The organism is Salinadaptatus halalkaliphilus, assembly GCF_006543045.1.
Taxonomy (GTDB): Archaea; Halobacteriota; Halobacteria; order Halobacteriales; family Natrialbaceae; genus Salinadaptatus; species Salinadaptatus halalkaliphilus.
On record NZ_RBZW01000010.1, the window covers coordinates 20,642 to 32,226 of the forward strand.

Sequence of the window (11,585 nt, forward strand, 5' to 3'; positions counted from 1 at the left end):
ACACGGGATGTCCATCAGATCAGCTTCGGGCGGAGCGGGATCCCTTCCCACCGGGTGTGACAAGGCTCACAGAGCGAGACTAGGTTTGATGGATCGTGTGCAGCCTCGAGCTCATCCTCGTCGAATTCCGAGAACGGCTGAATATGATGTACTCGCGGCGTATAGCCGAGTTCATTTTCGTTACGGCCACACCCTTGGCAGGTTCGATTATCTCGCTCCAAGACCTGTTCACGCCGCTCTTTCCACAGTGGTCCATAGTTCGGAGTTGATTCCCAATCGTAGGTCGCTGTTTCCTGCTGCCATTCCCACTTACACTCTCGACTACAGAAATGGCGATTTGCTGGTTCGATATCGTACTGAATTCGCCTGATGGTCTCGCCGCAGTTTGTACATTCCGTCTGCGGACGATTGTCTATCTGCCATCGCCCTCTACACTCCTTGCTACAGAAATGGTTTGTCTGATCGTCTCTAAGCTTCTTTTCGTATCGTTTGAAGTCCGTCCCACAGTAGTCATATTGGAGGACGATTCTGCTGTCCATTTGTTCAGACCGCCACTTCCCGTGACATATTTTATCACAGAAGTGGTGCTCTGCACGCTCCACTACCGACGGCGGTCTTGAGACTGTATCTCCACAGAAGTCACACTCAACTTCGACGGGCATAGATCGGCATCTCGCCGACCATTAGCAACCGTCATCACTGATGAATGTCAGGGGTTACTCGTCCGGGTTGACCGGTCCTTTATATTTGGACTTCACCGATTTACCTTCTCGCCACTGCCAGTAGTAGTAGCGGTTGTCGTTAATCTCCTTGATCGTGATCGTGGCCTTCGCCGGGACGTCGTCCGGCAGATCGTCGGGGCGTTCTTCGATTTCGCTTTCATCTGAGTCCTCTTCGAGACGGGCCTCGCGAGCTTTGTGCTCAGCTAACTCTTCAGCGTAGCGGGCAACGTGCTGGAGCTGCTCAGAAGAGGATTCGTTAAGCGTATTGACGAGGTCTGACGGGAGTTCCGCCGGCGGCGTCGGTGGCTCGTAGGACATCAGCGGTCGCCTCGTGTTAACCAACAAAGTGCGTATCGGCATAGATTTGTTGGTTAATCAGATATCGACTCGTCACGGGTTGAAGAGTATGAATAGCAAACTATTCATAAATAGCAACCCGGGAACGCTGTCGATGTCAAACCAACGGCAATCAATTACACCTCACCGTGGAGGAGGTCGATAATTCAATTGCTGCTGTGAAACTCACGAGCATTCTCTTTCTGACTCACGGTAGGAAACATCGAGATCGAGATCGTCGTACATGCGATCGAGCATAGCGAGTGCTGACTGAAACGTCGCATAATGCTTCCGCATGAACTCTATCGTCTCGCGCCGAGAGATGACTGGATATCCTTCGACGTGGTCGGGGTTGAGCATCGAACGCTCGTTGAGGACGACTTGGAGAGGACCTTCAAACGATTCCTCCGGTTGTCGCTCAAATCCTGTTGGGATTCCAAACCGTTCGAAAAAACGCTGCCAGGCGTCGATGTCCTTCTCAAGGACGGCAAGAAAGAGCGGGTAGTCTCCGGGCTCGCGACCAACCTGATAGCCCCCTTGGGTCCACACGTAGACGGCGTCCACCTGTGTAAAGGCGAAGGGCCAGTCACCGAACTGTGGGAGTACGTACGCCTCTTCGATGGACGGTGGATTCACAGCAGCACTCGTGGCTAGCAGGTCTCGTGTCGCCTTACGGACGCGATCGTCGGTCACGAACAGTCCGTCATCATATCGAAGATACCCTGCATCCTCTAGTTGATTGACTGCTTGACGAACCGTTTCGTAGGGGGTGTGGAGATGTTGGGCTACCGTTCGGATCGAATCCCCAGGATTGACTGCGAGCAACACTCTAACAGCAGTCTCATCAAACGGTCCGTACATCTAATAGATACCAATATTTTGGTAACAGTCAAATAAATTACTACACTTTCGGCTATGACGCTCTGAACGGCCTATGCAATCCGTCTGACTGACTCAAGTCCCGAGACACCAGCCAGTCTGTCTCTGACCTCCTCCTCGCCAATCGCCGTAGTCCACAGGACCGTAATTTCGACGGTGATGAGTGTGGCTGACAGCTGTGGCTCGATACTATCCAATTCGTCAATCGTGACGTCATCGATAGTTTCGGGCCGCGAGAGACGCTTCTCAGCGTCAGTGACGAGGTCCCCATCCGCGCCGCAGGGGATTCGAATCGTCACGACGGCAATTGTCGTCGAGTCTAGGTCGGTGGTATTGGATACTGCCATATTATCATCTCCGTTGAGGCGCGTCTCACGGGCCAGATGTTCGACAACTGTACTCCGAGTGCACGAGGGACGATTCGAACGCCCGTCTCGGTCGTGGCACAACCGCGTGTTTCCGAACTCCACCACTCGCGCATCCTCAAATCCGAACTGGGCTAGGTCGGGTCGAACGCCTCGATCTCATCGATGATCTGTTTCGGATTCTCGGCGTGTTCGATGAACGAGAGGACGTTCTCCGACCATCCCGAGATGTTGTAGACGTTTTCGTAGCCTTCTGGCGTCACCAGGTCGCCGTAGGCCGCGAGATCGACGAGATACAGCGCGGTGTCCGCAGACACCTCGTCTCGATACGCATCGAACGCGTCTTTGACCGTCTGGGAATCGCGGGCCGTGAACGGCGTGTTGTCCCAGATCTGCATATCGGTGAAGACGACGATGCGTTCAACAGCATCCCCTCGGTCGTGGAGGTGCTTGATCGCCCTCCAGCCGTTCGTCGAGTTTCCGACATCCTCGTCGATCGCCAACACCGCCGCTTGGCGCTGCAGGACTGGCGTGTCGACGTGCATCGGAACGGTCTGGAAGTCGTCGCCGAACCCGCCGACGTCAGCACCCTGGTCGGCCAGGATCGCACCGAACAATGCACCGATCTCCTTCAGTCGGAGCGTGCTGTTCGCGGACAGCGGCTGATCCATCGATCCCGACAGGTCGACCGCGACAAAGGTATCGCCGAATCCGCCAGGCACCGTCTCGACCGCGACATCAATTGCGTCTTCGAGCCACTGCTCGACCGTCGGTGCCTGGACATCCGCGTCTTGCAGCGCGGTGTAGGCCTGGTAGTACCGGAACGGGTACAGCGGCGCGTGGCGGATGGCCTCCAGGTCGAGGTGATCCACGACGGTGTCCTCCGGAACGCCGGCTTCGAGCATATTCCGGAGGTTCCGGATCGACGCGAAGATGGGCAGCGTGTACTCGTCGTCCTCGATGAGCAGTTCCCAGGCGGCTTGGGTGTTGCCGCGCTCGGAGATAACCGTCTCCCACGTGTTCGGCGCCGGCAACGGGTCGACGTCGGGATAGTCGTCGAGGCCACCACGCATGAACCGCTCGAAGAGCGCTTCCTGCTCGGCGTCGATGGGCGTGGGGTGGACGCGGTTGAAGACGTCGTGCAGCGTCACCTCGCGCTGCGACAGCTCGTACTTGCCCAGCGTGTAGGCGTCGGCCATCTCCACCAGCGCGTCCTCGATCCCGCGTCGAAGCGGCCACGGCGCAGTCCCGCCGAACAGCTGATCGTGGACCGCGAGCGCGGTGGCCGTCTCGTCCATCCGCTGGATGATCGCCGGCGCCCATTCGCGGATGAGCGACTCGGGGGAGTCGTCCTTGAATCGGTCGTCGTTGGCTGCCAGTACGAGTAGCACTTGTGGGATGTCCCGCAAGTAGAGCTCCTGGCGCGCATAGGCCGCGAGCTTCAGGACGAACTCCGGGTCCTCGTTTGCGGCGGCATCGAACTGGCGAACGACAGCAGCGAGCTGTTCGTCATCGGTCTCGTAGAACGAGCCCTCCAGCAGCTGGTTGATCGTGCGCTTGTACAGTGCGAGTCGGGGGTCGGCAGGCTCGAACGCTTCGCCACCCTCGTAGTTGGTGGTCCGCGTTGCCTCCGCGACCGTTTGCTTTGGCGTGTTGAATTCCATCCTATCACCCGGAGCCGCAACAGGCGACTCCGATCGTAGCTGCCCACAAGCTCTGTGAGCAGCGAGTCTCGGGAGAGAAACTTCCCGAACCAGCCTCGCATCGCTCGGCTGGACGTTCCCGGCACGATTCGAACGTGCGACACCCGGCTTCGAAGGCCGGTGCTCTGTCCTGACTGAGCTACGGGAACACGAGTGGCCGGACAATTTCTGGAGCGAACGACGGGATTCGAACCCGTAATGTGCCATCGACGTAGCGCTCCAGATCGACGGTCACTGGCGACACGACGACCGGAAAACTGTCGGAGCGGGACCGGTGTCGAGCGTCCTCTCGTACGCTCTTTGTCCGGGATGTTCTCGATGGGTTGTGCCACCGACAGGATTTGAACCTGCGAGTTCCTGGCGAAGCAACGCTCCGACTCGACGGTCGCCACGTGCGGTCGAGCAACTGGTGGTGCGACGGGCTATGACTCCCGTTGGTGTGCTTTGCGGGCGAAGAAACGCACCACCTCGTCGACCACACGCTTGGGGAACGCTGACCGTGACAGCGTCACGGATCCGTGGCTGCCCGCTATGTCAGACACGGAAAAACGCTGTCAGGGCCAGCCTCCCCGACTGCTCCCGAGGGGAATCGAACCCCTGGCCTCCAGTTTGAAAAACTGGCGTCTCTCGCCAACGGAGACTCCGGGAGCGCTGGAGAGTAAATCAAGCACCGAGGTGTGGGCACGCACGGGTCACTGCAGCCGTTCGAAGCCCTCGAGTTGCCCGTGCGTGAACGTTACTTGATACGTGACGAGTGTCTCGAGACCCTCGAAGGAGTGTTTGAGCTTGAAGCGGCCGTGGTAGTCGTCTCGTTCGATCCAGCCGTCGTGGACTCGGTTCCGACTGCCGGCCATGTAGCGAAAATCGTCCTCGTCGACGTCGTCACGGCTCGCGTATGGCCGGTCTTCCGGCGGGACCGCTTCGGTGTGCCACTCCTCTTCGAGGAGCCGACCGTCCGCCGTAATCCGAAATGTGGTCATGGTCGGTCGATCGATGCCTTTCGTCTGCCAGTCGACATCCTCGGCAGGAGTAATCCCTTCGGGGTACTCTGGCAGGTGGACGTCGTCGTAGAGTTCGACTGTATCGAATAGTCCCATTGTTGTCCTCCATTGCGGGACCAGGAGTCGAACCTGGGCCTCGGGGATATGAGCCCCGTGGACTGCCATTATCCTATCCCGCAGCACACAATTCGGAACTCACTCATGGGCATCTCTCAGTTCTCCACAGCTGTCCGTCCCTCAGTCTCGTCGGCTGGAAGTGAGAGGTCTCGGACTGTTGGAGAATGCTCCAGCCCGGATTCGAACCGGGGGCTCGGCCGTGAGAGGGCCGTGAGTTTGGCCGCTACTCCACTGGAGCGGGTTGGCCTCGTCTGGAACGGGTCGTCGGCCAGTGGGACGGGCAGGATTCGAACCTGCGTGTTCTCGTTACAAGTGAGATGAAGGAACTCTCACCGTCGCACCGGGTCTCCGGTGAAAACTCGGTGAGTGTGTGTGTGTGTGAATGCCAGGCTCTTCCACCGTCCCGCAGTCTCCCCGGCACGACTCGAACGTGCGTCTCCTCCTCTACAGGGAGGTATCGTAGCCGCTAGACCACAGGGAGAAAATGTCGCCGCGAGGATTCGAACCTCGGAAGGACCTACGCCAGCGGGTCTGAGCCGCTTCTCGTTGACCACTTGAGTACGGCGACGTAACGGTGAAGCGAGAATTGTCTCCCGGCACGATGGCCGGATGCCGCCACCAGGATTCGAACCTGGGAAGGACTAACCACACGGGTCTCGACCGTGTCCGTTCGACCACTCTGGCATGGCGGCGCAATTCGAGAATCGCCGGCGACTCTGCGAATCACTTCGGCACGCAGCGGCGGGAGAGCGATGTCAACTGCCCCGCGCACGGTGGCGCGGGGCTTGTCAGTGAACTCGGCCTCTGCCGACCATAGTTAGTCGGACGAGACAAAGCCCCGGTTCGGCGTCACCGTTCCTGACTTCAGGGCGAGTTGACTGTCGCCCGTCCGCCGCGACGACTGTAGGCCGCGACGGACATACCGCCACCCAATATTCTTCGCTCCAACATAGTCCGCGTTCGCTGTCGTATCACACCTCTCGCACTCAAACTCTGCCTGTGTTACGCGGTTCCCTTTACTCGTGTGTCCACATTCGGGACACCGACGACTCGTATTCTCCGGATCGACGTACTCTACGCAGATGCCTTCCGTCTCGGACTTGTACTCCACGAGATCAACGAGTTGCCGATGCGCCCACTGGTGGAACTCTTTGACCGGCGGCACACGGTCTCTGATGTGGGTCAGATTCTCGAATGCAATGTATTCACAGTCGTGATTCAACGCTTCTTCGATAATGTCGTTGGCCACGCGATGCAGGACATCCCGAACGTAGCGGGACTCTCTGCCGCTCATCTGCTGGATGGTGCGGTGTGCGGACTGCGTACCGGTCTGTTGGAGACTGCTTCGAATCCGCTCGAACTCCCGGTGTCGATGTCTGACTTCTCTGCCGGACGCGAAGTACGCCGTTGAGGTTGTGGCGATGTTGACGATGCCGAGGTCGACGCCGAGAACTGTCCTGTCCTCGTCGTCGCCCTGTTGTTCGACCTGTTTCTCGGGCTTCGGTTTGCGAAAGCCGAGATGCAGGTAGTAGTCGCCATCACGCCGAGAAAGCGTGGATTCGGTGAGCTCCCAGTCCTCATCGTTGAGGTACTGGTGTTGGTAGCCGTCTTCGTCGTCCGGCAACGCGAGATCGCACCGGATGCGGTCGTCAACCGTTGTAAGTGAGACTGTTTCGTCGTCGAACAGCGTCATCGTCCGGGTGTCGTATTTCACCGTGGTGGCGGTGAACTCCGGACACGAGGTTTTGTATTTCTCGTCTAGTTCTTTGATTTCTTCGACGCCGGAGAGTGCGGCTGCGGCTTGGTGGGTGGCGAGGATTGCGTGTTGGCTCCCGAGACGCGTCTCCTCCAGCACCTCGTCGTAGGCGAGGTCTTGGAGGTATGTCTTCCGCGTTTCACCCGTTTGCCATCCGATCCGACTGCTGATGTTGCAGGCATCTTGCCACTCGTTGATGGTGGCGTCAAGCAGATCTTGTTGCTCGGTGGTGAGGATGGGGCGGGTGATTGCGGTGCGTCGCAGGTAGTCGTCCGCCACGGTTTTCAATAGATATATGAGGTACTTAGTAATCGGTGGTTTGTGGCAGTGGGTGTTGGTTTCCTCCCCGCCCACCGGTGGGCGGGGAACCCGCCTTGCTATCTAATTTGAACACTCGTGTCCTTGCGGACGCTGCGGTTCCAACGCAGTCCCTTGACCAAGCTAGGGAAACCCCGCCAACGGTGAGATGGAGAGTCGAACTCCGAAGCCTCGCGGCTCTCGGTTTCACACCGAGCGCGGTCGTCTATCCGCATGTCTCACCATCTCCGTCGGAACTTGCTCCGACAAGCCCGCCTCGCGTTTCTCACCGGGACACCGGAAGACGCGCATTACTCAGCTTCTGCCCCTCACTACCGAGGCGAATGTGCTCATCAGCATCCAGTCACAGCAGGGATGGATGGTGGTCACCTCGTTCCGTGGAAGTATGCGCCGTCCTCGGTGACGCAGATTTCCACGCTTCCAATCGTGTCGATAGACGTTGTTTCACCGATCGGGACGTGACGGAACGCTTCCTCCTCGCAGGCAGGGCAGACATTCGTTGTCATGACGCCGCGACCCGGATTCGAACCGGGAGACCGGTAGCAGACGGTCACGGCATAGCAGGCCGCTGGGTTCCCCAATACCCAGTCGCGGCACAGTGAGCCGACGCGGATTCGAACCTCGGTCCTGTGCGCCCAAGGCACAGATCGTCGTCCGCTGGACCATCGGCTCACTGGACTGCCGAGCGTTCGGCAGTTGATTATCTATCTGTACGACTTTCCAACTGCGCAACCGCGACCGAGTAGTCGTGGTTGCGCGTCTCATCGCGGGGGCGTACTTCGGGTGTTCCCGGGAATACCACACCGGCTTATGTAGGTTGCAGACCCTGCTGGGCCCAGCATCGTCGGAACGATCCAGCTGATCGCACCAACGGGCTGCCTACCTCGATGGGTATCCCCACGTGGTTTATCCACGCGTCCACGCCGACGCCGGGATTCGAACCCGGATCACGGCCGTGACAGGACCGTATGCTCGCCGGATTACACCACGTCGGCATGCAGTCGCCCCGGCCGGAATCGAACCGGCGACCTCCGGATTCAAAGTCCGGCGTCCCTCGCCAGCGGAGACTCCGGGGCTAGGCGTAGCCGCAGCTATCGCTGCGGGGCTGTTGGCTAACGACTTCCGTGCGCTCAGCGCGGACGGAGCCCGTTCTCCCCTGTATCGGAACGAACGGAAACCAATCAGCCGCGAGCCTGGCACCCCACACTCGCTTCACGCTGTGTACTGAGCGAGTACTGGGCAAAGGCAGGCGGCAATCCCGTGTTCCCCGATCCCTGACGGGTAGTCCGTATGGGGGCCGAGTTATGCGGGTGAGAGTGTCCGGCCGTCGCCGGATTGCGTCGAACTCTCGTATTCGAAGCCGACGTGGATCCGGCGGTTTGCGCCCGGTCTCTTCGCACGCTGATCTTGTAGGCACTCGCCGAACACAGGACCCGCGGCTAAGCGAGAACGAGCACGCCGCGGGGTGAGGCGAGTGATAATCATCGTGTTGAACGCTCCCAGTTTGAGGGGTGTATCGGACGTCAACCTGGATTATCGTGGCAATTGTATTAAAATTAGTCAGGGTGTGGGTAACACACCCATAGTGGTGGACAGTCGAATGTCATACTCAGCTTTTTGAGCGCCGAACATACTCCCCACCTGCGTTGTCTCTCGGCTTAAGGGGTGATCCAATACGGAGTGTTTCCGGGAGGCCGCACAGAAACTATAGCCACCCTACCAGCAACGGCGCAAATTAGGTTCGGCGTCTACTGTAAACGGCGGGATTCTCTCCTCGCAGAAAGATAGTTCACCGTTCTCCCCCCTCTTCCCACTCCGGACGTGGCGTCGGGGACGGGAGTTCGTCAACCACAGTTCGGAGTTCGTCCTCTGTCGTCCACGGGAAGCACCGATCGTGGAGTTCGAATTTGCGGAACTTGTTGAGATGGACCCAACTGTACGTTGCCGGCGCTTCGCCCTCCTCTGCCCGGTCGTCGATCACACCCCAAATCTCCTGTTCGTCGATGTCGAGACCCCTCTTTTGGGCGCGGTCAACGAGTGACTCGACTTTTGATTGGACTTCATCCGCCGACAAATCGTCTGCGAACGCAATCTCGAGGGCGGCCTGAACGACGTGCTGTGTCGAGTCAAGGTTCTCGTCAGTCACCCACGCGTAATCACGCGGGAACACGTACGACTTGTCGAAATACGGGCGGTCATCGATCTCACCCAACTCAGGCGCCTCCCCACCACTCTCCTTCTCGAAGATACCGACGATGTAGTCGCTGTATGTCGCGAGCAATGAAAACATGATATCGAACGTATTGAGCCGGTCAGTCGGGAGTTCGAGGAGATCACCCATGATGAACGGATAGGCACCGAGCTGCTTCGTGAGTTCGTTCTGGACGGCGCGAAGTCGGCGGATATAGGGGTCGCGATAGCTTCCCAGGATGAAATACGATGTCCGCTGACTCCAGAGATACGGCAATTCACGCTGGGTGAACCGCCAGATCTCCCGTTTCTCTGCGGGCTCAAGTTCGATGCCCCCGACGGCCTCGTGAACAACGGTCATAATCTCCCCAGCGTCCGGCGGCGGGCTTGAGTCGGTCATTAGCTGCCGATTCAAACTACACCACCTTATCCCTTCTGAATCACTTTGGTTTTTTCTGAGTTAACCAACTTGGTCAACCCTAACTGTTATAGCGCCCTCCCTCGTACCATCACGTATGAGCGAAACCGACACTGGCACGGCCGATGCAGGGCCGTTCGCGGAACAGCAGCGGCTGTTCAAGCTGCTGTCCCAGGATACGCGCCATCTCATCATCCAGGAGCTGCTGGGCCATCCCGCCCATCTGATGTCGCTCGCCGAACTCGAGTATATGACTGGGAAGAGTCAGGCGGCCATCAAAGACCAGTTGGAGACGTTGATCGACGCCGGGCTCCTCACACGCTACACGTACGACCCAAGCGAGGGGAAACGTGACCTCCCCTCCCAGTTCTACGGATTCACTGAGCGGGGCGTCGAGGTCCTCCACGACTACAAGTATCTCCGTGGGCTTCCGGTCGCACGCGCGCTCTACGAAAACACGCGCAAGACCGAGAAAATCGAGCGCCACGAATCGGCCCCTCGACCGGAGCTTCCAGATGCCGTCGCGGCAGCCCTCGAATTCGACGAGCCCGACCTCGACGCCGTCGATGGTGGCACGAACCCATAGTTCGTCGTCGAACAGCACCGTTCTCGACGCTGCAGAGAAGGTACGCCGACTTCGTACCTTGGTCAGGACTCCGTTGGCTCCAGCGTGGCTGGCTCGACGTTGATCCGGAGGCGATACGTGCTGTCGGTCGACCCGGTGTCGGGCCGCGTCGGGTCCAGCAGCGAGTAGCCACTCGTGAACGACGCGACGAGTTCCTCGCGGGCGGGGAGGTCGATGCCGAGCTGGTCGGCGAGGTAGACGATTCGCTTGGTCGCCGCCCCGTTGTCGAGGCGCTCGAGGTACTCGCCGACAGTGTCCCAGTCGCAACCACGGTCGTCGGCAGTACGCATCGCGGTTGCGAGTTCCCGAACGCCACCGCAGAACTCGGGATGGTCCGCACAGTCGACCAGCGTCTTCTCCAGGTCGCTGACCTGAACGGTCGTACCCTCGATCGATGTCGGCTCAAGGCCGAAGAATTTCTGCTCGGTGATCGTCGTGACGCGGTACGGGACACCGTGGATCTCTCGGCTTTGCGCTCGGGTCGGCGTGACGACGTACACCGTCCGGGGGACCTGTTCGGTCAGCCCGTGGTGGCTGAGGGCGCTGTAGTAGCCGATGTACATCGGCTCGGCGACGTGGGCGGCGATGAGGTACTCGTGGGTGGTGTACACGGCCTTCTCGCCGGCAGTGAGTGGAATGATGAGATACGTGCCCGGGAAGAGACGGTCGAGCCAGCCCTTCTCGGTGAGCCGGGAGGCAATCTCTCGGGCGGTGTTCGGGGGGACCTCCAGCGTCGTCTCGATGTCGTCGATGGAGATGATTTGGTGACCCGCGCCAGCGAGTCGTGCAAGGAGTCGACTTTCTCGAGTCGAGAGGCCCTGGCGTATATTTTGTGATTGTTCTATAGTACTCATACCTGCGTTTCTTACATAGAGTATGAATTTTGGGCCTGCTTTATCCTTGTCCCATCCCTCTTAGCCTCCTTAACCAACACAAATCACCCGATAGATATGTGTTGGTTAAGAACCGTGAAGACTGTGAATGAACAAATCGGATGTTGCAAGTACTCACGTCTTCCTGTGGACGTATTCTACAAGGTGTGTGGGGTGAAAGACTGGAAGTATGTGTTTACCCCGAAGGCTCAACAGCCGGTACAGCGTGACTCCGTGAGATCATCTCATTGGTGCTAACGACTCGACGAAGTTCTTCGTAGGG

Annotated in this window: 10 protein-coding genes and 13 tRNA genes; 1 reads left to right on the plus strand and 22 read right to left on the minus strand. The window is 58.8% G+C overall.

Going from position 1 to position 11,585, the window contains the following annotated elements:
• Positions 1-14 precede the first annotated feature (14 nt).
• The 21 genes from D8Y22_RS23300 to D8Y22_RS02765 all read right to left on the minus strand — a co-directional run bounded on the left by D8Y22_RS23300 (position 15) and on the right by D8Y22_RS02765 (position 9,787).
• On the minus strand, positions 15-662 hold the full coding sequence (locus D8Y22_RS23300; protein ID WP_141463187.1) for an HNH endonuclease: 648 nt from the start codon (positions 660-662) through the stop codon (positions 15-17).
• A 54-nt stretch (positions 663-716) separates the two neighbouring features.
• The gene (locus tag D8Y22_RS02680; protein ID WP_141463188.1) at positions 717-1,040 is read right to left on the minus strand and encodes a hypothetical protein; all 324 of its coding nucleotides are present in this window, start codon (positions 1,038-1,040) and stop codon (positions 717-719) included.
• Positions 1,041-1,244: 204 nt separating this feature from the next.
• Positions 1,245-1,919 carry a MarR family transcriptional regulator gene (locus D8Y22_RS02685; protein ID WP_141463189.1) on the minus strand — a complete coding sequence of 225 codons (675 nt, stop codon included), beginning with the start codon at positions 1,917-1,919 and terminating at the stop codon, positions 1,245-1,247.
• A 71-nt stretch (positions 1,920-1,990) separates the two neighbouring features.
• On the minus strand, positions 1,991-2,284 hold the full coding sequence (locus D8Y22_RS02690) for a hypothetical protein (RefSeq protein ID WP_141463190.1): 294 nt from the start codon (positions 2,282-2,284) through the stop codon (positions 1,991-1,993).
• 59 nt (positions 2,285-2,343) lie between these two features.
• A tRNA-OTHER gene (locus tag D8Y22_RS02695) sits at positions 2,344-2,416 on the minus strand.
• Positions 2,417-2,436: 20 nt separating this feature from the next.
• Positions 2,437-3,966 (minus strand): TROVE domain-containing protein, encoded by a 1,530-nt coding sequence (locus tag D8Y22_RS02700; RefSeq protein WP_141463191.1) that lies wholly within the window; start codon positions 3,964-3,966, stop codon positions 2,437-2,439.
• Between the two features lie 113 nt (positions 3,967-4,079).
• A tRNA-Arg gene (locus D8Y22_RS02705) sits at positions 4,080-4,154 on the minus strand.
• A gap of 425 nt (positions 4,155-4,579) precedes the next feature.
• A tRNA-Glu gene (locus D8Y22_RS02710) sits at positions 4,580-4,655 on the minus strand.
• 42 nt (positions 4,656-4,697) lie between these two features.
• On the minus strand, positions 4,698-5,102 hold the full coding sequence (locus tag D8Y22_RS02715; RefSeq protein WP_141463192.1) for a hypothetical protein: 405 nt from the start codon (positions 5,100-5,102) through the stop codon (positions 4,698-4,700).
• 12 nt (positions 5,103-5,114) lie between these two features.
• Positions 5,115-5,185 (minus strand) — tRNA-Met (locus D8Y22_RS02720).
• A 103-nt stretch (positions 5,186-5,288) separates the two neighbouring features.
• Positions 5,289-5,361 (minus strand) — tRNA-Glu (locus tag D8Y22_RS02725).
• 34 nt (positions 5,362-5,395) lie between these two features.
• A tRNA-Thr gene (locus D8Y22_RS22180) sits at positions 5,396-5,528 on the minus strand.
• Positions 5,529-5,532: 4 nt separating this feature from the next.
• A tRNA-Tyr gene (locus D8Y22_RS02730) sits at positions 5,533-5,604 on the minus strand.
• Between the two features lie 4 nt (positions 5,605-5,608).
• Positions 5,609-5,691 (minus strand) — tRNA-Leu (locus tag D8Y22_RS02735).
• A gap of 42 nt (positions 5,692-5,733) precedes the next feature.
• Positions 5,734-5,815: transfer RNA gene (locus D8Y22_RS02740), tRNA-Leu, on the minus strand.
• A 125-nt stretch (positions 5,816-5,940) separates the two neighbouring features.
• A complete protein-coding gene (locus D8Y22_RS02745; protein WP_089789724.1) occupies positions 5,941-7,158 on the minus strand; it encodes an RNA-guided endonuclease InsQ/TnpB family protein in 1,218 nt (405 codons plus the stop codon).
• Positions 7,159-7,705: 547 nt separating this feature from the next.
• Positions 7,706-7,792: transfer RNA gene (locus D8Y22_RS22185), tRNA-Ser, on the minus strand.
• A 4-nt stretch (positions 7,793-7,796) separates the two neighbouring features.
• Positions 7,797-7,869: transfer RNA gene (locus tag D8Y22_RS02750), tRNA-Pro, on the minus strand.
• 249 nt (positions 7,870-8,118) lie between these two features.
• A tRNA-Asp gene (locus tag D8Y22_RS02755) sits at positions 8,119-8,192 on the minus strand.
• A 6-nt stretch (positions 8,193-8,198) separates the two neighbouring features.
• Positions 8,199-8,274 (minus strand) — tRNA-Gln (locus D8Y22_RS02760).
• A 712-nt stretch (positions 8,275-8,986) separates the two neighbouring features.
• Positions 8,987-9,787, minus strand: coding sequence for a hypothetical protein (locus D8Y22_RS02765; RefSeq protein ID WP_141463193.1), 801 nt, complete (start codon positions 9,785-9,787; stop codon positions 8,987-8,989).
• Positions 9,788-9,902: 115 nt separating this feature from the next.
• Between D8Y22_RS02765 and D8Y22_RS02770 the strand changes: the two genes are divergently transcribed.
• Positions 9,903-10,391 (plus strand): winged helix-turn-helix domain-containing protein, encoded by a 489-nt coding sequence (locus tag D8Y22_RS02770; protein ID WP_141463194.1) that lies wholly within the window; start codon positions 9,903-9,905, stop codon positions 10,389-10,391.
• A 62-nt stretch (positions 10,392-10,453) separates the two neighbouring features.
• Here the strand turns inward: D8Y22_RS02770 and D8Y22_RS02775 are convergent, their stop codons facing one another.
• Positions 10,454-11,284 carry a type IV toxin-antitoxin system AbiEi family antitoxin domain-containing protein gene (locus D8Y22_RS02775; RefSeq protein WP_141463195.1) on the minus strand — a complete coding sequence of 277 codons (831 nt, stop codon included), beginning with the start codon at positions 11,282-11,284 and terminating at the stop codon, positions 10,454-10,456.
• Positions 11,285-11,585: the final 301 nt, after the last annotated feature.